General features: G+C 29.6%; 20 protein-coding genes. 16 read left to right on the top strand and 4 right to left on the bottom strand.

The window, feature by feature from the left end:
- Positions 1-6: 6 nt before the first annotated feature.
- The 9 genes from HUE53_RS03475 to HUE53_RS03435 all read left to right on the top strand — a co-directional run bounded on the left by HUE53_RS03475 (position 7) and on the right by HUE53_RS03435 (position 10,657).
- Positions 7-1,128 (top strand): glycosyltransferase family 4 protein, encoded by a 1,122-nt coding sequence (locus tag HUE53_RS03475; protein ID WP_225556173.1) that lies wholly within the window; start codon positions 7-9, stop codon positions 1,126-1,128.
- Positions 1,109-2,653, top strand: a complete 1,545-nt coding sequence (locus tag HUE53_RS03470; RefSeq protein ID WP_192188713.1) for a glycosyltransferase family 2 protein — start codon at positions 1,109-1,111, stop codon at positions 2,651-2,653. The genes HUE53_RS03475 and HUE53_RS03470 overlap by 20 nt, the downstream gene beginning before the upstream one ends.
- A complete protein-coding gene (locus HUE53_RS03465; RefSeq protein ID WP_014166587.1) occupies positions 2,643-3,632 on the top strand; it encodes a glycosyltransferase family 2 protein in 990 nt (329 codons plus the stop codon). The genes HUE53_RS03470 and HUE53_RS03465 overlap by 11 nt, the downstream gene beginning before the upstream one ends.
- Positions 3,633-3,643: 11 nt before the next feature.
- Positions 3,644-4,777 (top strand): glycosyltransferase, encoded by a 1,134-nt coding sequence (locus tag HUE53_RS03460; protein ID WP_192188712.1) that lies wholly within the window; start codon positions 3,644-3,646, stop codon positions 4,775-4,777.
- A gap of 9 nt (positions 4,778-4,786) precedes the next feature.
- Positions 4,787-5,788, top strand: a complete 1,002-nt coding sequence (locus HUE53_RS03455) for a glucosamine inositolphosphorylceramide transferase family protein (RefSeq protein WP_192188711.1) — start codon at positions 4,787-4,789, stop codon at positions 5,786-5,788.
- Positions 5,779-6,864: a glycosyltransferase gene (locus HUE53_RS03450; protein ID WP_014166590.1), complete on the top strand. Its 1,086-nt coding sequence runs from the start codon at positions 5,779-5,781 to the stop codon at positions 6,862-6,864. The genes HUE53_RS03455 and HUE53_RS03450 overlap by 10 nt, the downstream gene beginning before the upstream one ends.
- 187 nt (positions 6,865-7,051) lie before the next feature.
- Positions 7,052-8,200: an O-antigen ligase family protein gene (locus tag HUE53_RS03445; RefSeq protein ID WP_225556172.1), complete on the top strand. Its 1,149-nt coding sequence runs from the start codon at positions 7,052-7,054 to the stop codon at positions 8,198-8,200.
- Positions 8,160-9,182, top strand: a complete 1,023-nt coding sequence (locus tag HUE53_RS03440; RefSeq protein WP_014166592.1) for a glycosyltransferase family 4 protein — start codon at positions 8,160-8,162, stop codon at positions 9,180-9,182. Before HUE53_RS03445 ends, HUE53_RS03440 begins: the two co-directional genes overlap by 41 nt.
- 83 nt (positions 9,183-9,265) lie before the next feature.
- Positions 9,266-10,657, top strand: coding sequence for an exopolysaccharide biosynthesis polyprenyl glycosylphosphotransferase (locus HUE53_RS03435; RefSeq protein WP_014166593.1), 1,392 nt, complete (start codon positions 9,266-9,268; stop codon positions 10,655-10,657).
- Positions 10,658-10,691: 34 nt separating this feature from the next.
- Here HUE53_RS03435 and HUE53_RS03430 read toward each other — a convergent pair whose 3' ends face one another.
- Together HUE53_RS03430 and HUE53_RS03425 are read right to left on the bottom strand one after the other, a co-directional pair.
- Positions 10,692-11,816 (bottom strand): lipoprotein N-acyltransferase Lnb domain-containing protein, encoded by a 1,125-nt coding sequence (locus tag HUE53_RS03430; protein ID WP_065213325.1) that lies wholly within the window; start codon positions 11,814-11,816, stop codon positions 10,692-10,694.
- Between the two features lie 53 nt (positions 11,817-11,869).
- The gene (locus HUE53_RS03425) at positions 11,870-12,949 is read right to left on the bottom strand and encodes a putative type IX sorting system protein PorV2 (RefSeq protein WP_099046425.1); all 1,080 of its coding nucleotides are present in this window, start codon (positions 12,947-12,949) and stop codon (positions 11,870-11,872) included.
- A gap of 113 nt (positions 12,950-13,062) precedes the next feature.
- Between HUE53_RS03425 and HUE53_RS03420 the strand changes: the two genes are divergently transcribed.
- Complete coding sequence (locus HUE53_RS03420) at positions 13,063-13,803, top strand: CDP-alcohol phosphatidyltransferase family protein (protein WP_014166596.1); 741 nt, start codon at positions 13,063-13,065, stop codon at positions 13,801-13,803.
- Positions 13,804-14,661: a glycoside hydrolase family 25 protein gene (locus HUE53_RS03415; RefSeq protein ID WP_014166597.1), complete on the top strand. Its 858-nt coding sequence runs from the start codon at positions 13,804-13,806 to the stop codon at positions 14,659-14,661.
- A 116-nt stretch (positions 14,662-14,777) separates the two neighbouring features.
- Here HUE53_RS03415 and HUE53_RS03410 read toward each other — a convergent pair whose 3' ends face one another.
- Entirely contained in the window at positions 14,778-15,725 is a 948-nt protein-coding gene (locus tag HUE53_RS03410) for a M43 family zinc metalloprotease (protein ID WP_014166598.1), read from the bottom strand.
- Positions 15,726-16,634: 909 nt separating this feature from the next.
- On the opposite strand from HUE53_RS03410, the gene HUE53_RS03405 reads away from it, so the two are divergent.
- From HUE53_RS03405 to HUE53_RS03385, 5 genes are all read left to right on the top strand, one after another.
- Positions 16,635-18,926, top strand: coding sequence for a TonB-dependent siderophore receptor (locus tag HUE53_RS03405; protein ID WP_192188710.1), 2,292 nt, complete (start codon positions 16,635-16,637; stop codon positions 18,924-18,926).
- A 92-nt stretch (positions 18,927-19,018) separates the two neighbouring features.
- Positions 19,019-20,497 (top strand): ankyrin repeat domain-containing protein, encoded by a 1,479-nt coding sequence (locus HUE53_RS03400; RefSeq protein ID WP_192188709.1) that lies wholly within the window; start codon positions 19,019-19,021, stop codon positions 20,495-20,497.
- Positions 20,498-20,500: 3 nt separating this feature from the next.
- Positions 20,501-20,977, top strand: a complete 477-nt coding sequence (locus HUE53_RS03395) for a DUF2271 domain-containing protein (RefSeq protein ID WP_014166601.1) — start codon at positions 20,501-20,503, stop codon at positions 20,975-20,977.
- Positions 20,978-20,984: 7 nt separating this feature from the next.
- Positions 20,985-23,180 carry a PepSY domain-containing protein gene (locus HUE53_RS03390; RefSeq protein WP_014166602.1) on the top strand — a complete coding sequence of 732 codons (2,196 nt, stop codon included), beginning with the start codon at positions 20,985-20,987 and terminating at the stop codon, positions 23,178-23,180.
- Complete coding sequence (locus HUE53_RS03385; protein ID WP_065213321.1) at positions 23,180-24,160, top strand: FAD:protein FMN transferase; 981 nt, start codon at positions 23,180-23,182, stop codon at positions 24,158-24,160. The genes HUE53_RS03390 and HUE53_RS03385 overlap by 1 nt, the downstream gene beginning before the upstream one ends.
- 207 nt (positions 24,161-24,367) lie before the next feature.
- On the opposite strand, the gene lptB is transcribed toward HUE53_RS03385, so the two are convergent.
- Complete coding sequence (lptB, locus tag HUE53_RS03380; RefSeq protein ID WP_014166604.1) at positions 24,368-25,108, bottom strand: LPS export ABC transporter ATP-binding protein; 741 nt, start codon at positions 25,106-25,108, stop codon at positions 24,368-24,370.
- Positions 25,109-25,263 lie beyond the last annotated feature (155 nt).

Genomic DNA, 25,263 nt, shown 5'->3' with positions numbered 1-25,263 from the left:
GTCAAAATGAAACAGACAGGAGGTTTGGGAACCAGTATTAAAAACTTAGCAAACGCTCTAGTTATTAATGGAGTGAAAGTTACGGTATTTGTTTATGGACAAAAAAAAAATGAAATATTTAATGAAGATGGAATTGATTTTCATCTTATTCAAGATAAAAAATACTTATTTGTTAAATGGTATCTTTATAGAAAACACATCCAAAAATACGTAAATAAAGTAATTGATTTAGACGGAATTAGTTTAATAGAAGCCCCCGATTGGACAGGGATTACAGCTTTTATGAATTTTAGAGTTCCTTTAATCATTCGTTTTCATGGAAGTGATACTTACTTTTGCCATTTAGAAAAAAGGAAACAAAAAATTAAAAATAAACTTTTTGAAACACTTGCCGTTAGAAAGGCACAAGCTTATATAGCCCCCACTAAATTTGCAGGAGAACTTTCCGCCAGACTTTTTGGTTTATCAAAACAAAAAATAATGACGATATATCATGGTTTAGATTTGGAGCAATTTCAAAATCCAAATTCTATAGAATTTGATAAAGGACTTATCTTGTATATAGGAACATTAATTAGAAAAAAAGGAGTTTTCGAACTTCCCTATATTTTAAAAAAAGTACTTAAAGAAAACCCTTATGCAAAATTAGTACTGATAGGAAATGATTCCTACGACATAAAAACCAATTCAGTTTCTACATGGGAGTTATTGCAAAACGAATTCAAAAAATTAGAAATCTTTGATAAAATAGAATATTTAGGAAAAATCCCCTATAATGAAGTAAAAGATTATATTCAAAAAGCAAATGTATGTGTTTTTCCAACGTATGCCGAAACATTAGGGATGGTTACTATAGAAGCAATGGCTATGCAAAAAGCCATAGTAAATAGTAATATTGGTTGGGCGCAAGAATTAATGGAAGATGGGAAAAGTGGATTTCTAGTTTATCCTGCCAATCATAAAAAATATGCTCAAAGAATAAATAGTATACTACAAGAGGAAGATTTTGCAAAGAATATGGGAGTAGAAGCCTCTAAATTTGTAACCTCTAAATTTGATGTTAAAATAATAGTACAAAAAAATATTAGGTTTTATAATAAAATTATACATGATAATAATTTGTCATAAAAGGAACGTTATAAAAAAAGTTTTTGATTTTGATAATCAAAAGACTATTGAATTAGAAGAAGTAGTTGTCTCAAAAGGAATTCTCAAATTAGCAGAGAGATTTTCAGATAGACTGTTATTATGGTGTCATGAAGATGTTATAGAGTTATTGAATGTTTTTGAAATCAAATCTCTTTTTCATCATAATAAAATGATGATGTCTTATAATCCTATATTTAATTATTTATCTGACGCAATTGGTTATGTAGACGAATCTATTTTCATAAATGTTAATAAAGAAGTAACATATCCTACATGGCAAATGTCTGGATTAGTAGGAGGGATTAATGCGGAAATTTTATTAGCGCTAAAAGATGATATAATGATTTATGAAGATTTTGAATATTTTTTAAATTCTTTAGCAAAAAATAGTATGCCTCAGGGAGTTATTTGTTATTCAGAATCCAAATTGCTAACAAATAAAAATGTAAAATATACAGAAAAAGCGTCAAGTTTTGTATTATTTAAATTTGTAAAACAACACTACAAAACAAGATGGATTTTCCTTTTACTATTAAACATATTGATTTACGAAAGACGTTTTCTTTTGCTTCCTTTTTTAAATTCATTATTTTATAATAAAATTAAGTTTAATGGTGGAGCAAAACTTAACGAGATAAACATTAGATCTTCAAAAAAAGTTATAAAGAAAAGAGAATTAGACGTTATTATTCCTACGATTGGTAGAAAAGCATATTTATATGATGTTTTAAAAGACTTTTCAAAACAAACTATTTTACCAAGAAAAATAGTTATTGTGGAGCAAAATCCAGAGTTAGGAAGTGTTTCGGAACTAGATTATATTACTAACGAAATTTGGCCTTTTACAATTGATCATGTTTTTATTCATCAAATAGGCGTATGTAATGCAAGAAATTTAGCTTTGAAAAGAACAGAAAGTGAATGGGTATTTTTAGCAGATGATGACAATCGTTTTGATTTAGATTTAATAGAAAAAATATTTAATAAAATTGAATTATATGGAGTTGAAGCCCTAATAACTTCTTATTTACAAAAGGGTGAAATTAAATTAAGTCAGTACCCAATACAATCTAGTATTTTTGGAGCAGGAAATAGTTTTGTGAAGAGAGAATTTTTAGAAACTATTGAATTTAATAAAGGGATGGAGTTTGGTTATGGAGAAGATGCTGATTTTGGAATGCAGATTCGTAATCAAGGAGTTGACGTTGTTTATTTCCCAGAAATAGAAATTGAACATCTTAAAGCTCCTATTGGAGGCTTTAGAATAAAACCCGTTTTAGGATGGAATAATGATAAAATTAAGCCAAAACCCTCTCCTACAGTATTGTTATTTAGACTTCTGTATCATACTAGAGAACAAATTTTAGGTTATAAAACTGTTCTGTTTTTAAAATTTTATAAAGTTCAAAATATAAAAAATCCCCTTGCATACTTTTTAAATTTTAAAAAACAATGGAAAATAAGTGAAAAATGGGCTGAAAAATTAAAAGAAAATGAAATTTAGTGTTATTATCTGCACCTATAAAAGGAAAAGCTCTTTAACTAATTTATTAGAGTCTATAAAAGCGCAAAAAACATATCCTCATCAAATAATTATTGTAGATGGCTCGCCCGATTCCGAAACAAAGGATACACTTTTTACACATCAGTATAAAAATCTGACATATTATCAAGTTTCTGAAGAAGAACGAGGTCTGACACGTCAAAGAAATTTTGGTATTACAAAAGTAAATAAAGAAGCAGAAATCGTTTGTTTTTTAGATGATGATGTTATTTTGGAAGCAAATTATTTTGAAGAAATACTAAAAACATACCTTACTTTTCCAAACGCATTAGGAGTAGGAGGTTATATAACCAATGAGGTAAAGTGGGAAAAGAGTCAAAAAGAAAACGTCGGATCAAACTACTTTTATTGGGATGGATTTATAAGAAAAGAACCCATTCGATTCAAATTTCGTAAAAGAATGAAGTTAGATACTAACTGTCCTCCAGGATATTTGCCTCTATTTGCTCATGGAAGAAGTATAAGTTTTTTGCCTCCAAGTGGAAAAACATATCCAGTAGAACAACTAATGGGAGGAGTTTCTTCTTTTAGAAAGAAACTATTTGAAAAGATTCAGTTTTCAACTTATTTTGAAGGGTATGGTTTATATGAAGATGCTGATTTTACTATTAGAACTTCTCAATTAGGGGAATTGTATTGTAATACTGCTGCAAGATTAGCCCATTATCATGCACCTTCGGGAAGACCTAATAAGTTTAAATATGGTAAAATGGTAGTAAGAAATGGATGGTATGTTTGGAGGGTAAAAAATCCTAATCCTAAGTTTATAGACAGATGTAAATGGCACGTAATAACAGGTATATTACTTATGATTAGAATTACCAATATGTTTAAAGGAAGCAAAAAGAAAGAAGCCTTTCAGGAATCTTTAGGAAGAATTTGGGGATGGATTAGTATATTTGTCAAAATACCTCAATAAACGAACAGTTAATGAAATTTGTAGTAATTACTCACGTACAACACATAGAAAAAAAGGGCGAAATATATGGTTATGCTCCCTATATACGTGAAATGAATTTATGGATAAAAAATACAGATGAATTAATTTTAGTAGCTCCAAAATCGAAAGGGGATATTGATCCTATTTGGTTATCTTATGAGCATAAAAAAAAAAAATGGCTAGAAGTACCTAATTTTAATCTTACTAGTTTTAAGGCTATCGCTCATTTTATAATCAGTTTACCTATTCTGATTTATCAGATCAATAAAGGTTTTCGAAAAGCAGATCATATACATTTGCGTTGTCCAGGAAACATGGGGTTATTGGGAGCTATTATACAAATCTTTTTTCCAAAAAAGAAAAAAACAGCAAAATATGCTGGAAATTGGGATCCAAATGCCAAACAGCCTTGGTCTTATAAATTGCAAAAATGGATTTTATCGAATACTTTTCTTACGAGAAATATGCAAGTGTTGGTATATGGAGAATGGCCCAATCAAACGAGTAATATAAAACCTTTTTTTACTGCAACGTACTCTGAAGAGGAAATAAGAAGACTACTTTTAGAAAATGTATTTGAAAAAGGAAAAATAAATTTAGAGGCTAATTTTTTGTTCGTTGGAACTTTATCAAGAGGGAAAAGACCTTTATACGCATTAAAATTAGTTGAAAAATTAATAAAAACAGGAATTAAAGCAAAAATGGAGTTTTATGGAGAAGGAGAATTAAGTAATGAAATTATTGAATGGATAAAAAAAAATAATTTATCTAAAAAAATTCTTGTAAAAGGAAATCAATCAAAAGAAACTATTATTGAAGCATACCAAAGAAGCCATTTCTTAATTTTACCGTCTAAAAGTGAAGGATGGCCTAAAGTGGTGGCAGAAGCTATGATTTTTAAATGTATTCCCATAGTTACACCTATATCTTGTGTTCCTTTTATGATTGCTAAGGGGGAAAGGGGAATTATATTATCTTTAAATTTAGATGAAGATGCAAAAACTATTAAGAAGATTATAAATAACGAAATTATTTTGGAGAATATGGCATTTAAAGGAACTGAGTGGTCTAAAAAAATTACAGTTGATCAATTTGAAAATGAAATTATGAAATTAATAAACTAGAAAAATAGTATGAAAAAAAAAATTTTTTGGATTTCTGGATTTTTCATGATTCTTGGATTTCTTTTAGTTTGTGTTATAAATTACAGAACCCCTTTTTTTGTGTCTAAACGTTCTGGGTGGTCTATTGGTTTTGGAATATCTAAACGTTTTCCTGAAAAAATGGATTTTAATAAAATAAATTTGATACTAAAAAACATTGTTTCTAAGGATTCAACAAATTTTATTGCAGATCCCTTTTGGATTGAATCTAATGATTCTATTTATATTTTTTTTGAAAATCAAAGTAAATATGATAATGGAACAATTGGTGTTTTAGCTTCAAAGGATGGGAAAAAATTTCGTTATGAAAAAGATGCAATTAAAGAAGCATTTCACATGTCCTATCCTCAGGTGTTTCAAAAGAATAAAAAATTTTATATGTTACCTGAAACACAAGCTTCTGGACATGTTTTATTATATGAGGCTGTGAAATTTCCATATAAATGGAAAATATGTGATACATTGATTAAAAATTGCCAGTTAAAAGATCCTACAATTTATCTTTCAGACTCTATTAACTTGATTTTTGGAGCGGGAAAGAATTTAGATTTAAATCTGTATGTATCTAATTCCTTGTTTGGGAAATGGGAATTAAAACAAAAGGAAATATTAAAAGGTACTGAGTCTAGACCAGGAGGAAGAATCATAAACTATAAAGGAAAATTATTATTGCCTATTCAAAATTGTTCCGAAGCTTATGGATATGGACTCTCTCTCTATACCGTCGATAAAGTTAGAAATACATATAAATTAAGTCGAATCAAACCTTTTTATTTGAAACAACAAGAACATATAAAAGAATTTAATGCAGGTATGCATCATTTAGATTTACACAAACTAGAAAATAATTTTTTTTATGTTTATGACGGAAACACCTTTGAGGAACCTAGAGAAAAAGTTTTTAATTACAAAGGACCTCTAAAAAAAACATATATTGATTTGAAACAATTTACTAGTAATATATGCGAATAGTTCAATTAATAGATAGTCTTGAAGTAGGAGGTGCAGAAAAAATGGCAGTAAGTTATGCTAATATTTTATCAGATAGAGTTCTATTTTCAGGTATTGTAGCTACTCGGAAGGAAGGACTTTTAAAAAATAAGATAAAAAAAAAAGTAGAATACTTTTTTTTAGAAAGAAAAAAGACTTTAGATATAAAAGCACTTTTAAAATTCTATAAGTACTTAAAAAAAAACAAGATTGAGTATATCCAAGCGCATAGTTCATCGTTTTTTTTGGCATTATGTGTAAAAATGTTTTTGCCTAATATTAAGATTATTTGGCATGATCATTATGGTTTTAGACATAAGAATACTTTTTTAAAAAATTTACCTTTAATACTATGTTCTTTTTTCTTTGATAGAATAATCGTTGTTAATAATCTACTATTAAATTGGTCTTTAGAAAATCTTTTGTGTAAGAAGGTTACATATTTACCCAATTTTGTTGATTTTTCTTCTCAAAATGATATTCAGTTAAGATTAAGAGGTGAAGAGGGAAAAAGGATTATTTGCTTGGCAAATTTAAGACCTCAAAAAAACCATTTTATGCTTATACAAATTGCTAAAATGATTAAAAAAGAATTCCCAGACTGGACTTTTCATTTGATAGGAAAAGACGCTAATAATGATTACTCTAAAATGATTAAAGAAAAGATTATAAACAATGGATTGGAAAATAATGTTTTTGTTTATGGAAGTGTTTCTAATACTTTTTCTGTTCTAGAACAATCACAAATAGGAATTCTAACATCTATTTCAGAAGGACTTCCAGTAGCCTTGTTAGAATATGGTTATCATGGATTAGGAGTAGTGGCAACAAATGTAGGTGAAATTCCATTCATTATTAATCCTAACAATGGTTTCTGTGTAAAATCTAATGACAATAAATCATTTTTTGAAGCACTTAAAACCCTAATAAATGACGAAAAATTAAGAAAAGAAAAAGGGATGATTTTAAGAGAAAAAGTACGAAATGAATTTGATGGGGAAAAAATAATTTCAGATTTTATTAGATTGATAGATAATGGAACAACATTTTACCAATAATTATTTAAAATATTATGCTCTTCATTTAGTTCTAGGAGCATTAATATTTACGGTTCCCTTTGTAGCTGAAATTTATAGCATATTTATTTTTATTTCGGGTGTTTTTATTATCTATATTAAAAAAAATAAAGGAAATGAGGCACTTTTATTTTCAGGATATGTCGTAGGGATAGAAGTTTTATTAAGAATGACTAATTCAATGCATATTAATGAATATGGGAAATATGTCATAATTGCATTTTTAGTCCTAGGAATGTATTATAGAGGAGTATCGAAAACTGCATATTGGTATTTAATCTATTTGTTACTATTAGTGCCTTCTTTAATTATTGGCTCTTTAAGATTAAATTTTGATACAGAAATTAGAAAAGCCATTTCATTTAATATATCAGGACCAATATGTTTGGCAATAGCTGCGTTATATTGTTATAATAATAAAATTAAATATGAATTATTATTAAAACTATTATTGTATGTTAGCTACCCTCTTTTGTCGATGATGGTCTATTTGATACTTTTTAATCCATCTGTAAGAGATGTAGTTACTGATACAAGTTCAAATTTTGCGACTTCAGGAGGGTTTGGACCTAATCAAGTATCAACCATTTTAGGTTTAGGGATGTTTCTTTTTTTTGTACAATTTCTTTTGAACTCTAAATCAAAAATTCAGATTTTTATAAATTTTTTTTTAGTGTTCTTGTTTTCTTATAGATGTTTGTTGACTTTTTCTAGAGGAGGAATGTACTGTGGGGTGATTATGATTTTAATATTTATACTATATGTTTTTAGTAGGGCTCAAAATAAGGCAAAACAAAAAATAATAATGTTAAGCTTGTTTCTAATATCAACAGCTGGCATGGTTTGGTTTTATAGTTCATTTGAAACAGGTGGCTTGATAGAAAAGCGTTATGCAAATAAAGATGCAATTGGTAGAGTAAAAGAATCTCGATTTAGCGGTAGAGAAGATATTGCAAAAACTGAAATAAATATGTTTTTTGAAAATCCTGTTTTTGGTGTAGGAGTAGGTAAAAACAAGGAATTTAGACAAGAATTGACAGGAATGAATGTTCCGACACATAGTGAATTTACTAGATCTTTAGCAGAACATGGTATGGTTGGAGTGATCGGTCTATTAGTGTTAATTTTTGTTCCTCTTTTTTTCTTTTTGAACAATAAGCAACATTTCTTTTTTTTACCCTTTTTTCTATTTTGGTTTATTACGGTAAATCATGCTGCCATGCGTTTAGCAGCACCAGCTTTTATTTACGCTTTATCTTTGTTAAAAGTGGAATTTTATGATTTTGAAGGAAAAGATACAAATAGTTTACATAGGTAATAAACTATCAACCAAAGGGTATAATGTTACGACAATTGACACATTAAGTTCTCAGTTAGAGTTAGAAGGATATAGGCTAGTAGTAGCATCTTCTTTTAAAAATCTGTTACTTAGATTAATGGATATGTTCTTTGTAGTTCTTAAGAATAGAAAAGCAGATTATTTGTTACTAGATACTTACAGTACTTCGGCATTTTGGTTTGCTTTCTTAATAAGTCAATTAGCTAGAATTTTAAATATAAAATACATTCCTATTTTACATGGCGGTAATTTGCCGAATCGTTTAAGGGAAAATCCTAAATCATGTCAATTGATTTTTGGAAATGCCTATAAAAACGTTGCTCCGTCTAATTATTTGCTAAAATATTTTACAGAAGCAGGTTTTAAAAATATTCTTTTTATTCCTAATGCAATTGAAATAGAAAAATATCAATTCAAATTAAGAACTGATTTACAACCCAAGTTGCTTTGGGTAAGAGCTTTTGCTTCTATTTATAACCCCAAAATGGCAGTAGATGTTTTGGTTGAACTGAAGAAAAAATACCCCTTAGCAGAATTATGTATGATAGGGCCTGATAAAGACGGTAGTTTAGAACAAACAAAAAAATATGCTCAAGAAAAAGGAGTAGATATTGTTTTTACAGGAAAATTATCAAAAGAACAATGGATTACAATTTCTCAAAACTATGCTGTTTTTATAAATACAACCCATTTTGATAATACACCCGTTAGTGTCATTGAGGCAATGGCCTTAGGGTTGCCAATCGTTAGTACTAGAGTTGGCGGAATTCCTTTTTTACTTTCAGATCAAGAAAATGCTTTATTGGTGTCAGATAATGCTACAGGTGAAATGGTATCAGCTATTCTTTTTTTACTTATGAACCCAGATATAGCTTTAGATATAGCTAATCAAGCTAGGAAAATAGTTGAAACCTTTGATTGGCAGCAAACGAAATTACTCTGGAAGGATTTATTGTCATAATAGTTAAATGTTATAATAATTGTCACTCCATTTTTTTCTCTCCTTGAAATTGTTTAATTTGCAAGCCAACCCTAAAAATAAATATGATTAATAAAAAGCATTGGCACTTTGAAATTTCAGAAAGAAAAATTTTACTTCGATTCTTTGATGTTTTTTTTGTTGTTTTTATCCTCTACTTTATAGGAAATCATTTTGACTTCAGTTATTTGAGAATTTCGGATCAGAATTTTTATTGGACCTTAGTTCTATCAGTATACCTGCTTTTTTTTGGAACTGTTTTTGAAATGTATGATTTGCCTACAGCAAGTAATCAAACCAGTATATTAAAAAGCATAGTACTTACGAGTTCTATTACCGTTTTAGTTTATTTATTAACCCCTTTTTTGACGCCTTCTTTACCCGAAAATAGATTGCAAATCCTGTTGTTTTATCTAGCTATCACTACTTCTTTAATGGGATGGCGATTAGTGTATGCCAATTATTTGGCATCGCATCGTTTTGTGAAAAAAGCACTATTAATTTGTGAAGAAACAGAAACGAGTGAGTTGATAAATGGACTTCGGAAAAATGATCCACATTACATTATATTAGGGTATGTAAATTTATCCAAAATTTACGCTAAAGGCACGAATCATATAGTGGCTAATATTTCAGTAAATGATTTAATTAATTATATAAAAAAAAATCAAATTTCAGAAATAGTAGTAGCTTCCTCAAGATCAGTAGGAATGCCTGTAGAAGTATATGAAAAGTTATTATATCTTGTAGAACATGGTTTTTCTGTACGAGAGTATTCGCAGGTATATGAAGCTATTACCCAACGAATACCCGTTCAGTTAGCAGAAAGAGATTTTTATCGTTATTTTCCATTTTCTCGTAATAATCAAAATCAGCTATATCTGATTTATGTTCGAATTATGGAAATTTTAATTTCTTCTATAGGATTACTAATAGGGATATTTATTGTTCCTTTTATACTTTTGGGGAACCTACTAGGCAATCAAGGACCGTTATTATACAAACAAGAGCGTGTAGGTAAAAATGGCAAGGTATTTAATATTTATAAGCTGAGGTCTATGTTAGTAAATGCTGAGAAGAATGGAGCTGTTTTTGCTACTCCCAACGATGTTCGAATCACTTCTTTTGGCAAATTTTTACGTAAATCACGCTTAGACGAAGTTCCTCAATTCATTAATGTATTAAAAAATGAAATGGGAATCATAGGACCTAGACCTGAGCGTCCTGTTTTTGTTGATCAGATTAATGATGTAATGCCTTTTTATCAAACAAGACATGTTATAAAGCCAGGATTAACAGGTTGGGCTCAGGTTAACTACTCCTATGGAGAATCATTAAAAGATAGTTTGGTAAAATTACAATATGATTTGTACTATATAAAACATAGAGGTATTTTCATAGATCTGAATATTATGATAAAAACAATCAGTACCGTTTTGTTTTACCGTGGGCAGTAAAATAGTTAAAAAGGAAAACCTTACGTGTGTTTTATCACTTTTTATTTTCTGTTAAGTTCTTTTTATAAAACCTTAGTGTAAGGACTAAATTTGTAATAAGTAAAGGACTTATAATAAATAAGTGCGGTTTATTTAGCATATAAATTACATATATCCCCATACTAATAAGACAAGCAAAAGCTACTTTTGAAGCTATTTGAGTTTGTTTTTTTAAGATAAAGTATACCAATATTAAGTAAAAAGGATTAAATAAAAGCATATTATAATTCCACACCACTTCTCGGTGAAAAGAATATATATTTACAATCAAAAAAAACAGTCCAATACATCCCATGAGAATAAAGAAGATCGTGTTTAGCTCTTTTTTGTTAAATAAAACAAAAATAAGTAATAGGATAATTAGTGGAATACAACTATTTAATAAGGAAAAAGGTTCATTTTTTGCAGTTGCCTTGTATAATATGTGGGGCTTTTCAGCCAAGGGTTTTCCGTTATGTTGAGTTGCTTCTAATACTTTCATAAAATCAAGTGGTAAAAACAAAACTTCTGCTTGTTCATCAGGGCGATGACCAAATATCATATTAATTCCTAAATTTAACCAATACTGTTTCGTTTGATAATTATACAATACTTCTCGGTACGTTTCTTCTTTATGTAGTGTATTTATAATAGGCTTATCTTTTAAAGAAGAATTGACGATATCAATTACTTTAGTAGTACAGTTCCGATCAATAAATTTATAGGTATAATATTTACTTTCAGAAAACACAGATTTGTTTAATTCCTTAAATAGTTTGTTTTTTTCAAAAGAGGAAAGGTTTAGTCTTTGCTCATAAATACTACGGTTTTCTTCTCTATAAGCGTATTCAAAATCAGCATAAGGATAAACCGCCGCATAATATTGTAAATCACCTTTAGTGAATTTTAATATAAAGTTAGGCGTTCTAAAATCAAACATTCCATAATTATAAACCACATCAAACCCAGTCATAGGATCTTGAATACGCAAAGCAGTATGACCATATAGCGTATGAGATTCTTGAGCAACATCTACTGTCAAGATGCTAAATACCGCTTTTTCAGATAGACTAGGGATTTGCGAATAAGAAAAAAAAGAGAGTTGTATTAAAACTAATAAAAAGATAATTTGTTTTTTCATTGTTTAATTTCTTAGTTAAACCTTATTCTTTTAATGTAATATAAATGATTTTATCATTCTCTAAAAATAGATAAATCTACTTTTAGAGAAAAAATATTAGAGTATAACGAAACACTTTGGTTACCAATATCCGTTAATGCGTAATCAACCGAAATACCTTTGTAATGAAAACCAAGCCCAAAATTAGGTTGAAAACCAATACTTTTCTTACCATCTATTCCCAATGTGTTTTGAAAATTACCAACTCCAGTTCTTAAAAAAGCAAGATTGTTGTAGCCTAATTCAAAACCTACAGATGGTGATACGCTTAATAGGTCTGATGAAAAAATATCTTTAGTGCGTTGAAATTCCATATTTAAGTTGGTAGCAACTAAAAGACTCATATCATTATGGAAATTATATTTTTTAGCTAAACCCAATTGTGCCTTTGGTAATGTAATTTCAGATGTTGTGGGTAATTCCTGATTTTGTAATGGAATTTGAGTTTGTGCATTCTGAATTTTTTTAAATTCTTTTTCGTTGATATTCCAAATATTATAAGTAGTCGTAATGTCACGCACTAGGAAACCTAATTTCCAATTGTTTTTTTCGAATTGCATACCTGCATCAAAACCAACCCCCCAAGAACTTGCAAAATCCCCGATAATCCGTCTAATGATTTTTGCATTTACACCATATTTTAAACCCTGAATAGGCAAATCACGAGCATACGAAAACGTGACTCCATAATCCGCAGCAGAAAATAAGCTAATTCTATTATAATCAATCGTACCATTTGCATCAATTAGTTGAGTAGTATTTAAAATATTATCAACCCCAAACCGTATGACAGATGCTCCCCAAGCACTTTGAGAATCTATTTTTTTTGCATAGGCTAAGTAATCATATTGAGCAATGTTAGCAAAATAACTAGCGTGCATAAAAGCAGCTTCACTATCTTCAATTTTTAATAAACCAGTTGGATTCCAATAGCCAGAATTTACATCACTCGTATGAGCCACCATGGTATTAGCCATTCCAAAAGCTCTAGCATCAACACCAATATTCATGAATTCGTTAGAATATTTACGAGCCGTTTGAGCTTGAAAGAAATTGAAGACAACTAAAAAACTAAAGGTTAATATTTTTTTCAAGGGAACAGTTTTGGCAAAGATCAAATAAAAATCTGATATATTAAACTCTAGAACTTATAAAGTTATTATATTACCTTTGTAGGTTTAAAATTAAAAATTACAAAATCATTTTTATGTCAATAAAATCGCAAATTCCAAATTTAATTACATTATTGAACTTGCTTTCAGGATGTATAGCTATTGTCTTTGTTTCACAATTACAGTTTGAGTGGGCCTTTTTCTTTGTATGTTTAGGGATATTTCTCGATTTTTTTGATGGCTTTTTTGCACGTCTTTTTAAAGTTCAAAGTCCTTTAGGATTGCAATTAGATTCGTTGGCAGATATGGTAACTAGTGGAGTTGCTCCAGGATATGTTATGTTTCAAATGATATTAAAAGCAATAGGGGGAAATCAGGAATTAAGTCTTAATACATTGGAAGGGTCCGTTATGTTGCTTCCTTTTTTAGGTTTTATTATTTCATTAGGAGCTTGCTTTAGATTAGCTAATTTTAATATAGATACTCGCCAAACAGATTCATTTATAGGCGTTCCAACTCCAGCTAATTCATTGTTTATAATGAGTTTTCCTTTAGTTATTAAGTTTACAGATATTTCTATAATTGTAGATATTTTGCATAATCCTTACATCCTTTTGTTAATTACTGCTTTAAGTGCTTATGTAATGAATGCCGAAATACCATTATTTTCTTTAAAAATAAAACAATTCACTTGGTCTAAAAATGCCCTGCAAATTCTTTTTCTGACATTGAGCGTTGTTTTATTGCTAGTTTTTAAATATCTAGGAATACCTCTGATAATTATTGCCTATATATTACTTTCTGTTATTAATAATTTATTTTTGAAGAAAGGGTAAATGGCTCAAAAAAAATATTCTAAGGGAGTTAAAAAAGGAACCCATACACATTCGAAAAAACGACCACAAAACCAAGTGTCTTTTTTTTCAAGTTCCTTGTTTTTCAAACTAGTGATGACATTGAGTATTGTGGTTATTCTTTATAGTCAAAAAAGAAGTATTGCCCGTTATTTAGGATTTACTACAGATAAAATTATTTACAATGAAGCGCGTTCTATGCCTATTGATAAGGTACTAGATACGCATATCGAAAAATCTTTCGGTATTGATCTTTCAGAATACCAAGATAATATAAATTGGGCGAAAGTAAAAGAAATAGAAGGAGGGTATCCTATAGAATTTGTTTTTATCAGAGCAACCGCAGGAAGCAATAAAGTAGATAAGAAATTTAAAAAATACTGGTTACGCGCAAAAGAAAGAGGTTTTATAGTAGGAGCGTACCATTATTATAGACCTAATGAAAATTCAATAGAACAAGCAGAAAATTTTATAAAACAAGTTACTTTAGTAGAAGGCGATTTTCCTCCCGTGTTAGATATAGAAAAACTGCCAAAAGCCCAATCAATAAAACGGTTAAAAGTAGGATTAAAACGATGGTTGGAAAAAGTGGAAGCTCATTACGGAGTAAAACCTATTATTTATAGTAGTGAAAGTTATTATGAAGATTTTTTAAAGGAAGATTTTGGAGATTACCCTTTTTGGATTGCTAATTACACCGCATTTTATAAGGAAATAGACTCTGAATGGTCTATATGGCAATTAACAGAAAACGGAAAAATACCAGGGATTAAAGGTACTGTAGATCTTAATATTTATAACGGAACTTCCGTAACAATGAAAGAATTATTAATTAAATAGTGCCACACGATTCTTGTTATAAAAAGTAAAGACCAATTTTGTGTTTTAGAAAATTGGTCTTTACAATGCCTACTTCTTTTCTTTTCAAAAAGAATTATCTACAAACGTAAAAAGAGCTATTTTTTTAAACCTAATTTTTGATGAGGTTTCCCTTCTTGAAAAGTAAAATACATCTTATTCGCTTGTCCTTTTGTAAACATTGTTCTTTGTTCATCAGCAGCATAATCCATATAGTTAACAAACATTTGAGTGTACTCTTTGCCGTGGCAAATTTCTTTTAAAGGATGCTTTTGAAAACCATAATGCTCTTTTGGAGCAAGCGGAGTGTCTGATACTAAATCATCACCACAATTGCCAGTAGGTCCAGAAAGGTGATATAATCCAAAATAATGTCCTACTTCATGAACAAGTATTTTTCCCTTAGTATATCCGAATTTTATGATACTTGGATGTTGAGGAGCAGGATCATAAAGATATAATGAATTTAATGCAATTCCCCAATAATTTCTATCGCCTGATAAAGGAGAAGCGTATCCCGCAAAATCATCACCCTCTTGATCATATAAACTGTCTAAAATCCATACCGTTAATGTTTTCTCGGTATTTTCAGCAAGAAAACCATGCTCTTTTGTTTTAAACCATTCTTGTTGACCTAATACAGCATCAAATTCAGTTTCTTTTCTACTAATCCCTTTTAGTACAAAAGAAATTTTAGTATTTCCAGAAGCAAGTTTAGAAAATTCCTGAGGCGTATTTGCAAAATTGTCGTCTTTTCCTTCAAAAGACTTATTTAAAATCTCAATTTGTTTTCTTATGTCTTGTTCTGTTATTTTACTTCCTCTTTTCCCTTTTTTATACAAAATATTAAATTGAACTGGGATTTCTCTTTTTTCTGTAAGGGTGTAAGTCCTTTTAGAATCGTAAGAATCATCATACCTGTTTTTTGGATTATTAAGGATTGCGTTTTCTGCATAATTTACAGTTTTATCCTCTGTTATATTTTCTTTTTGACAAGAAAATACTGTTAAAGATGCCAAGAGCATCGTAATAAATAATTTTTTCATAAGATATTATTTAATTTAGTTTAACTCTGGATTAAAAATTAATGTTTATTGTTTAAAAATCAATAAACATTAGAAAAAATAAGTTTTTTCGACGATTTAATAGTGTTATAATTTTGGGTATAGATTCCTTATTTATGATAAAGAATTTAAAAAATCATAGATAACTTGGGAGATTCAAAGATAAGGTACTTTTTTTCTTTGTTATATGTTAAAAATAAGCGGTCTACTTTAATTAAAAATATAAGTTGCTTGTTTTTAGTGAGTTGTTTCTTTTTTAAATGTTTTTTTTAGGTTTTGTTTAACTTATTTTTTGTAAATAATTAATAATTATTTGAAGAACAAACGGTTTATAGATAGCTGCTTTTGTTTTATCAAAAGATTCGTATTAAATCTTTAGATTAGTTTTAATAAGGAAGAAATAAAGCCTAAAAAATGTCAAAACACACTAACTATTCATAATTACATATCCGTTAATTCAAGGGATATTTTAAGGGAAAGAATAAAAAGGTATCAACCTACTTAAAATATAAGAAGCGTTCTTATGGTATTTAATAAGTAATTCTATCATTTAGTTCAAGCCGAAAACAAATGAAATAAGCGGATATAGCAAACTTTTAACAGATTTTAGCTATATTCTTATCTACTATACAATCCCTCCGTGGTAAAAATTATGAATAAACACTTTAGAATCTATTTCGATGGTACTTGATGTGTGAAAAAATAATGTTTTGAAAATTAGAAGGTTAGGTATTTACTGTGTCCAAGAACCTCATCTCTCAAATAGATATTTCTTTTTTTAGAATAAATCTTTTTATTTTTTATTTAGAATAATTAAAAATAATGTTTTATTTTTAAAATTCTAATCTTATATTTGCAGTCCAAAAACAATTTAAAATTAGTCTAAATAAAATGAAGTTATATTGGTTAGGATGCTTATTATTCTTGTCTGGACAAAGTTTCGGTCAAGATAGGTTTCAAGGAGAAACAGAAAATACCGTTGAAAATGATACGGCTAGAAAAAAAAGATATTCGTTAAAAGAAATAGAAATAAGACAACACAAACAAAAAAAGTTTGTTTCTACTATTCGTACGGGATTAAAACCTTTTGATAATCCTCAAAGTTTACAATCTATTGGAGGAGAAGTGATTTATCAACAACAATCGGTTCGTTTGAGCGATGTCGTAAAAAACGCAAATGGTGTTTATGTAGGCTCAGCACGTGGTGGAGCACAAGAATCCTTTTGGTCAAGAGGTTATGATATGGGTACGAATAATATTTTTAAAAATGGTTTTCGTCAAAATGGAGGGTCAATGCCTGAGGTGATTTCATTAGAAAAAGTAGAATTTTTAAAAGGAAATAGTGCTTTGTTATACGGAAATGTAGCACCAGGAGGAATTTTAAATTTAGTAACCAAGACCCCTTTGTTTGAAAGAGGAGGAGAGTTATCTTTTCAAACAGGAAGTTATGATTTTTACAAACCTGTAATTGATTTTTATGGGCCTCTTAGTAAATCAATTGCTTACCGGGTAGTGAGTAGTTTTGAAAAATCAAAAAGTTTTAGAGATGTAGTAAGTAGAGAACGTTATTATATTAATCCTTCTTTTCTATTTAAGGCAACCCAAAAAACAGATGTACTTCTTCAAATGGATTATTTGTACGATAATTGGACACCTGATTTTGGAACAGGTGCTTTTGGGAAGACTATTCTGGATGTACCTATTAGTCGTTATTTAGGTGCTAATTGGTCTAACGGACAAACACGTCAGGGATCATTATCCGCTCTTTTAAAACATCAGATTAATGATTCTTGGAAGTTTATTGCAAATATGTCATTCCAAAATTATTCAAGACAATTTGAAGGAACAGACAGAATTCAACCTTCTAACATAACGGGTGATTTAACTAGAAAATTAGGTAAGAACAAAAATGTTGAAACACTATTAGGACAACAATTAGGATTACAAGGAAGTTTTAAAACTTTTGGTTTCAAACATGAATTATTTACAGGAGTAGATGGAGAAACTAGTTATACGGATAGTTATTCCTATTTGTTTTATACAAAACAAAAAGATGGTAAATTTATTGCTATAACAGATTATGATAAAATCAATATCTTTGATCCTATTACATTTTCAAACGAAAAAGGATCACAAGAAAATTATAATTCAGTACTAACAAAGAATCAAGGAAAACGTTTTGGCTTTTTTGCTCAAGATTTAATATCTATTCATGAAAAATTAAAAGTACTTGCTGGTTTGCGTTGGTCATGGCAAGAAGTTCAAAGTACTGTATATAATGCCAAAATTGATGGTGGAAATACTACAAGTCCTAAAGGACAAACTCCTTTTGTGCTTAATCATGAAGCAGATAAAGATAATGCACCAATTGAAGGCGCTATACAAGTAGATAAAGCATTTTCTCCTAAATTTGGTTTGGTCTTTCAACCAATGCAATCAATAGCAATTTTTGGAAGTTATTCAAATTCATTCACTACCAACACAGGAGTTGATATTTATAATGATCCTATAAAACCCTCTATTATAAATCAATATGAAGCAGGAGTAAAAACAGAATTTTTTAAAGGTAATTTAACAACAGGAGTAACTGTTTATAGCATTGAAAATAATAATTTAGTCCAAATGGCAGCTACAACCTTAGATGGTAAAGCCAATTCTAATTCGAATATCAAAGAACTATCAGGTAAAACAAGAAGCAAAGGAATTGAATTAGATATTACCGTAACACCTATCGAAGGATTCAAGATTAATGCAGGTTATAGTTATAACGATATGCGTTTTGTGAAAACATCTGGATTAGTAGGCAGTTCATTAGAAGGGGATCGTTTGGCGCGTACCCCTGATCAAACAGCTAATTTAAGTTTCTTTTATACAGTACAAAACGGATTTTTCAAAAATGTTTCCATAGGAGCTATAACTAACTATATAGGAAATCGTATAGGCGGTTGGAATAACCGTTATGCAAAAGATAAAAATGGAACAGTATTTATAGAAGAACGTGAGATTCCAGTTAGTGGTTATGCAGTTGCGGATGCAACTCTAGGATACACTTATAAAAATATAAGTTTATTATGTAAATTGTCTAATGTGGCTAATACTTTAAATTATACAGTACATGAAAATTACAGTATTAATCCAATACCGCCAAGACAATTTATGGCAACACTAAAATATCAATTTTAAAAGGTTTTGTTTTTGTGAAAGGCAAATAGTATAGTTTTAAAACTATACTTTTGCCTTTATATTTTTTTATTACTTATACATAAAAGTTAGAAATGAAAAGAATACATGTAATAATAGCAATGCTATTTAATATAGTGTCAATTGCCCAACAAAAAAATACATTATTAGATGGAAATTTTTGGAAAAAAAATCCGAATCTAACCATAGTTCAAGCTGAAATAGCCAAAGGCAATAATGCTTCAGAGCTAAACTCTTCCGCTTTTGATCCTGTTACATTAGCTATTAATAATGGTGTGTCAAATGAAGTGATTTACTATTTGTTGGAACAAAAAGGGAATGAAATAAATAAGCTCACACATGATGAAAGAACCTATCTGCATTGGGCTGCTGCTAAAGGAAATATAGAGTTAGTACAAGATCTTATAGATAAAGGAGCTAATATCAATCACGAAGATTCCCATAATACGACACCTTTGGCTTATGCTTTGGCTAGTGGTAATGCTAAAAAAGAATTAATAGAAATCTTTTTTAAAGCAGGTTTAGACCCTAAAAAGTTATATAAAGATAAAGCAACCCTATTAATGTTAGCTGTGCCTTATGATAAAGATTTGTCCGTTACACAATTTTTAGAAACAAAAGGATTAAGCGTAAAAGATCAAGATGCCTTAGGAAAAACAGTTTTTGATTATGCTGCCAGAACCGGTAATATAACTAATTTAAAAAAACTTATTGAAAAAGGAAGTAAATGGACTCCTAATGCCTTATTAATGGCCGCTGAAGCTACTCGACGATCTGCTAATTCCTTAGAAATATTTCAATATCTTATTGACGATTTAAAATTAAAACCAACTGTTTCCACTACAAATGGAGAAACCATTCTTCACCTGATAGCTAAGAAAGAAAATCAGATCCCAATTGCTCAATATTTTTTACAGAAAGGCGTTTTAATAAACGCAATAGATAACGAAGGAAATACCGCTTTACATAAAGTAGCAGGAACGCGTGATTTAGCATTTGTGAATTTTTTATTAGAAAAAGGAGTTGACGTAAGTAGAACCAATAATAAGGGGGAATCTGCCTTAATGCAAGCCGTTAAATCAGGCTTAGTAGAAACAATGAATACACTAGTAAATAAAGGAGCTACTATTGATTTGTTGGATAAAGACGGACAAGGTTTAGCCTACCATTTAGTGCAAAATTATAGAGCACCTAAAAACGGGAACGATGATTTTCTAGATAAACTAAAATGGTTAAAAGAAAAAGGAATAGATCTAAAAAAACCTTTAAGAAAAGGAGATACGCTCTACCATCTTGCCGTAATAAAAAATGATTTAGAATATTTAAAAAAGTTAGAAGGTTTTGAAATAAATATAAATGCTAAAAATGAAGCAGGATTAACCGCTTTACATAAAGCAGCCATGGTAGCTAAAGATGAAAATATAATAAACTATTTACTTACTCTAGGAGCTGATAAAAAGGCAAAAACAGATTTAGATGAAACAGCCTATTCATTAGCCCAAGAAAATGAAGTATTAGCTAAAAAACAAATAAATTTAGATTTTTTAAAATAAGAGATGAATAAGTACACAAAATATTTAGGACTGATTGTTTTTTCATTGTTTTTTAATAGCATAACAGCTCAAACCTCTAAATACAAATGTATGTTGCAAATGACAAACTATGTAGGAGAAGGAGCTTATATTGTAGTATCATTAATCAATCCAAAAGGGCAATATGAGAAAACATTATATGTAATGGGAGATGACAAAAAATGGTATAAAGACATCAAAGAATGGTATAAATTTTATAGCAAAAAAAATAAAGTAGATGCAAAAACAGGAGCTTCCGTAGCAGGAGGCGATAGAAGTGTAACCGTTTTAGAAATAGAAGACTCTAAAATAAATACAGGGTATAAAATTCGTTTCGAATCAGCTGTAGAAAATCAAAAATATCATATTACAGATGCAGAATTTCCATTAACCACAGAAACTTTATTAAATAAAGTAGAAGGAAAAGGATATATTCGTTTTGTTAAATTAAATAAATTATAAATAGGCAATGACCTTATCTATTTGGCGATTGGCTCATTTTGCCTTGGCTCTTATAGCTTCTCTATTTTTAGTACTAGCTTCTGTAACGGGAGGAATTTTAGCAATAGATACCATAAATCAAGAAATTCCATCCTATAAAGTTGATAATTTTAAGGAAATCAAACTTGCAAAAGTTATAACCCCTCTGAAAAAAGAGTTCATCGAAGTAGCAGAACTAACCGTTTCTCCTAGCCAGTATGTAATAATAAAAGGATTAGATACAGATGCTAATGAAGTAGAAGCTATTATTAACCCTAATACGGGTAAAATAATAGGAACTCCTAAAAAACACACACAATGGATCAAATGGGTAACTTCTTTACACCGATCGCTTTTTTTGCATAAAACAGGGCGAATTATTCTAGGAATCAATGCCTTTCTTCTGGCTGTTATAACCAGTACGGGAATTGCTTTATTGCTAAAACGCCAAAATGGCTTCGTAGGTCTTATAAAAAAAATTAAAAAAGATCATTGGTCTTCCTATCTTCATGTATTACTAAGTAGATGGATGGCTATCCCTATTTTGATTATGGCCCTAACAGGAGCTTTTTTAACACTATATAATTTTAAAATTTTAGAGAAAGATTCTTTACTAAATCATAAGGAAATTGTTTCTCAAAAACCGCTTTCTCAAAAAAAAATAGAAGATTTTCCCATTTTTAAAAAGGTTTTATTATCAGATGTTCAAAAGTTAGAATTTCCGTTTGCAGACGAAGTAGAAGAACACTTTACACTAAATTTAAAAGATCGAGTAATCTTAATCAATCAATGGAATGGAGAGATATTGAGTGAAGTTCCAATATCAAAATGGGTGAGGTTAGAAAACCTCAGTTTAGATCTACATACAGGAAGAGGATCTATTCTTTGGTCGTCCGTATTATTACTTAGCGTATTCAGTATTTTGGTTTTTATTGTTTCAGGATTTTTGATTTCATATAAACGGTTACGTCATAGACAGACCAATAGTTATACTTTAGAGGAGGGTGAATTAATCCTATTAGTTGGATCAGAAAACGGGAGTACGATGAAGTTTGCTAATGCCATTCATAATCAGTTTTTACAACAAGGAATCAAATCCTTTGTTGGATCTATGAATCAGTATCAAACAGCACCCAATGCACATACCATTTTATTTTTAACCTCCACTTACGGTGATGGTAATGCACCTGCTAATGCCAGTCGTTTTGAAGGATTAATTCAAAAATACAAACAATTACATACCATACAAACAGCCGTAGTAGGATTTGGTTCCTCCCAATATCCTGATTTTTGTGGATATGCTAAACAAGTAGAAACACTATTAAAAAAACAATCTTGGAATCAAAAAATAATTGATTTACACACAATAGATGATCAATCTATGAACGATTGGCTACACTGGATATCAAATTGGAATAAGACTACTACCATTCAATTAAGTAATTTAGAAACGACGTATTTAGATAAGAACAAAAAGAAAACCCTGTTTAAAGTGATTTCTAAAAGCCAAGTGGAAGGAAATTGCTCTAATTTTATACTGGTATTAGAACCTCAAAAAACAATAAAAGTAAGTTCAGGTGATTTGCTAGCTATAGAGCTAGGACATTCTCAAAAAGAGCGTTTATATTCTATCGGTAAGCTTGGAGATACAATACAACTCATGATAAAACTACATCCCAGAGGATTAGGATCTAATTATCTCTATCAATTAGAAGAAGGACAAACGCTAAAAGGAACTATTGTAAAAAATGTTAAATTTAATCGACCTAAAAATAAGAAAGTAGTGATGATTGCTAATGGTACTGGTATTGCTCCCTTTTTAGGAATGATAGCAGAAGCTACATCAAAGCAATCCCTATATTTATATGCAGGGTTTAGAGCAAAAAGTTCTTTTGTACAAAAAATAGAAGCTCAGATAAAAGTGTTTAAAAAAGAAGGTAGATTACAAGATTTTAAATTAGCCTTGTCTAGAGAAGGAAATCAATCTTATGTTACAGATTTAGTAAATCGCGATTTAGATTTTATTTTTCAGATATTAGAGGAAGAAGGAGTGTTGATGATTTGTGGATCTTTAGCCATGCAAAAAGACATAGAAACCTTGTTAGAGAATTATGCTTTAAGAAATGATACTAAAAAAATAGATTTTTACAAATCAAAAGAACAAATTTTAATAGATTGTTATTAATGAAAATACTAGTCTTGATTCTACTTTTTCCCTTTTTGCAGTATGCACAGGTACAACGTCATAGAACTGTTACACTTATGGGAAGCCGATTTGATATTACCATAGTAGAAAAAGATAGCATTTTGGCTGAAAAAAGAATTGATGAAGCCATAACTGAAATAGATCGCATAGAAAATCTGATTTCAGAATGGAAACCTACTACACAAATTTCACAAGTTAATCAATATGCAGGTGTACAACCTGTAAAAGTAGATAATGAAATAATACAACTCACAAAGTCAGGATTGTATTTTTCTAAAATAACAGAAGGAGCTTTTGACATTAGTATAGTAGCAATGGATAAAATATGGAAATTTGATGGTTCTATGACTGCTATGCCTACAGAAATTGCTATAAAAAAATCTATAGAAAAAGTAAATTATAAAAACATCGTAATAGATACAGTAAAATCTACTATTTTTTTAAAAGAAAAAGGGATGAAGATTGGTTTTGGTTCTATAGGAAAAGGCTATGCGGCTGATCGGGTACGTACCCTCTTAGAGACAAAAGGAGTTTTGGGAGGAATTATTAACGCATCAGGTGATTTGACTACTTGGGGAAAACAAGCTAACGGAAAACGATGGAGCATAGGAATTACCAATCCTTTTGGAAAAGAAGAATTTGTAGATATCGTGAAATTAGGACGATATGCTGTAACCACTTCAGGAAGCTATGAAAAATATGTAGAAATAAATGGAAAAAAATATTCCCATATTATTAATCCTAAAACAGGTTATCCAAGCCAAGGTATTTGTAGTGCGACTGTTTTTGGTCCTAGTGCAGAAATTGCCAATGGTTTTAGTACTTCTATAATGGTTTTGGGACTAAAAGAAGGAGCCAAGTTATTAGCTAATTATCCAGCTTATTCTTATGTTTTAGTTACAGATAAAGGGAGGATCATAAAATCTAAGAATTTTAAGAAAAGCAAAAAAAATATTTAGAATGTATAAGTCTAAATGTTTGGATTATACTTATGATTAACCAAAAAATAACTTTGTAATAAATATTAACCTAGTTTTATGTTAATATTCTACCTACATTAATATTTTCATATTGGTTTTATTTTGAGACTGAAAAGAACCCAGAAGAAAAATAGATCAAGAACTTAAAAAAAATATTTTTTTAAGTTCTTGATCGTAGTATTTGTATTAAAATTCTAATTTTTTTCTTCTCAATTCAAAATTTTGTCCTAGATATACACGACGTACCATTTCATCTTCTACTAATTCTTCAGGAACTCCAGCTTTTAGAATACCTCCTTCGAACATTAGATATGTTTTGTCTGTAATAGCAAGAGTTTCTTGTACGTTATGATCTGTAATTAAAATACCGATGTTTTTATTTTTAAGTTTCGCTACAATACGTTGAATGTCTTCTACAGCCACAGGGTCAACACCCGCAAAAGGTTCATCTAATAAAATGAATTTAGGATCAGTAGCTAAACATCGTGCTATTTCTGTACGACGACGCTCACCACCCGATAGTAAGTCCCCTCGGTTTGTACGGATATGATTTAATGAGAACTCCTCAATAAGAGCTTCCATCTTTTCTTCTTGTTGATCCTTAGTAAGATTAGTCAATTGTAAGACGCTCATTATATTATCTTCAATACTCATCTTTCTAAAAACAGAAGCTTCTTGAGCAAGATAGCCAATACCGTTTTGAGCTCTTTTGTACATAGGGAAATCCGTAATGTCCATGTCATCTAGGTAAATATTTCCCGAATTAGGTTTTACTAAGCCTACAATCATATAAAAGGAAGTTGTTTTTCCAGCCCCATTAGGACCTAAAAGTCCAACTATTTCACCTTGATTAACTTCAACAGATATCCCTTTTACAACGGATCTCTTTTTGTATGTTTTGACTAAATTATCTGCTCTTAATACCATGTTTTAAATTTGAAAATTTGAAAAATTTGAAAATGAATAAGATATTCAAAATCATTTTTTAAATCCAATCTGACAAATAAACTTAAAATTAATCAAAGAAAAAGAGAAATGAGTATAAAAATATAATTTCAATTTTTCAAAATGACTAATTTTAA

Origin of the sequence: Flavobacterium columnare (assembly GCF_014844295.1) — a bacterium.
GTDB classification, from domain to species: Bacteria; Bacteroidota; Bacteroidia; order Flavobacteriales; family Flavobacteriaceae; genus Flavobacterium; species Flavobacterium columnare.
The sequence above is the reverse complement of the archived record's forward strand: the minus strand, read 5'-3'. Positions and strand labels throughout refer to the sequence as shown.

What these genes read in the sequence shown, in the direction of transcription:
- HUE53_RS03475 (WP_225556173.1), top strand. Translation starts at nt 7, where the DNA reads ATGAAACAGACAGGAGGTTTGGGAACCAGTATTAAAAACTTAGCAAAC.
- HUE53_RS03470 (WP_192188713.1), top strand. Translation starts at nt 1,109, where the DNA reads ATGATAATAATTTGTCATAAAAGGAACGTTATAAAAAAAGTTTTTGAT.
- HUE53_RS03465 (WP_014166587.1), top strand. Translation starts at nt 2,643, where the DNA reads ATGAAATTTAGTGTTATTATCTGCACCTATAAAAGGAAAAGCTCTTTA.
- HUE53_RS03460 (WP_192188712.1), top strand. Translation starts at nt 3,644, where the DNA reads ATGAAATTTGTAGTAATTACTCACGTACAACACATAGAAAAAAAGGGC.
- HUE53_RS03455 (WP_192188711.1), top strand. Translation starts at nt 4,787, where the DNA reads ATGAAAAAAAAAATTTTTTGGATTTCTGGATTTTTCATGATTCTTGGA.
- HUE53_RS03450 (WP_014166590.1), top strand. Translation starts at nt 5,779, where the DNA reads ATGCGAATAGTTCAATTAATAGATAGTCTTGAAGTAGGAGGTGCAGAA.
- HUE53_RS03445 (WP_225556172.1), top strand. Translation starts at nt 7,052, where the DNA reads ATGACTAATTCAATGCATATTAATGAATATGGGAAATATGTCATAATT.
- HUE53_RS03440 (WP_014166592.1), top strand. Translation starts at nt 8,160, where the DNA reads ATGATTTTGAAGGAAAAGATACAAATAGTTTACATAGGTAATAAACTA.
- HUE53_RS03435 (WP_014166593.1), top strand. Translation starts at nt 9,266, where the DNA reads ATGATTAATAAAAAGCATTGGCACTTTGAAATTTCAGAAAGAAAAATT.
- HUE53_RS03430 (WP_065213325.1), bottom strand. Translation starts at nt 11,816, where the DNA reads ATGAAAAAACAAATTATCTTTTTATTAGTTTTAATACAACTCTCTTTT.
- HUE53_RS03420 (WP_014166596.1), top strand. Translation starts at nt 13,063, where the DNA reads ATGTCAATAAAATCGCAAATTCCAAATTTAATTACATTATTGAACTTG.
- HUE53_RS03415 (WP_014166597.1), top strand. Translation starts at nt 13,804, where the DNA reads ATGGCTCAAAAAAAATATTCTAAGGGAGTTAAAAAAGGAACCCATACA.
- HUE53_RS03410 (WP_014166598.1), bottom strand. Translation starts at nt 15,725, where the DNA reads ATGAAAAAATTATTTATTACGATGCTCTTGGCATCTTTAACAGTATTT.
- HUE53_RS03405 (WP_192188710.1), top strand. Translation starts at nt 16,635, where the DNA reads ATGAAGTTATATTGGTTAGGATGCTTATTATTCTTGTCTGGACAAAGT.
- HUE53_RS03400 (WP_192188709.1), top strand. Translation starts at nt 19,019, where the DNA reads ATGAAAAGAATACATGTAATAATAGCAATGCTATTTAATATAGTGTCA.
- HUE53_RS03395 (WP_014166601.1), top strand. Translation starts at nt 20,501, where the DNA reads ATGAATAAGTACACAAAATATTTAGGACTGATTGTTTTTTCATTGTTT.
- HUE53_RS03390 (WP_014166602.1), top strand. Translation starts at nt 20,985, where the DNA reads ATGACCTTATCTATTTGGCGATTGGCTCATTTTGCCTTGGCTCTTATA.
- HUE53_RS03385 (WP_065213321.1), top strand. Translation starts at nt 23,180, where the DNA reads ATGAAAATACTAGTCTTGATTCTACTTTTTCCCTTTTTGCAGTATGCA.
- lptB (WP_014166604.1), bottom strand. Translation starts at nt 25,108, where the DNA reads ATGGTATTAAGAGCAGATAATTTAGTCAAAACATACAAAAAGAGATCC.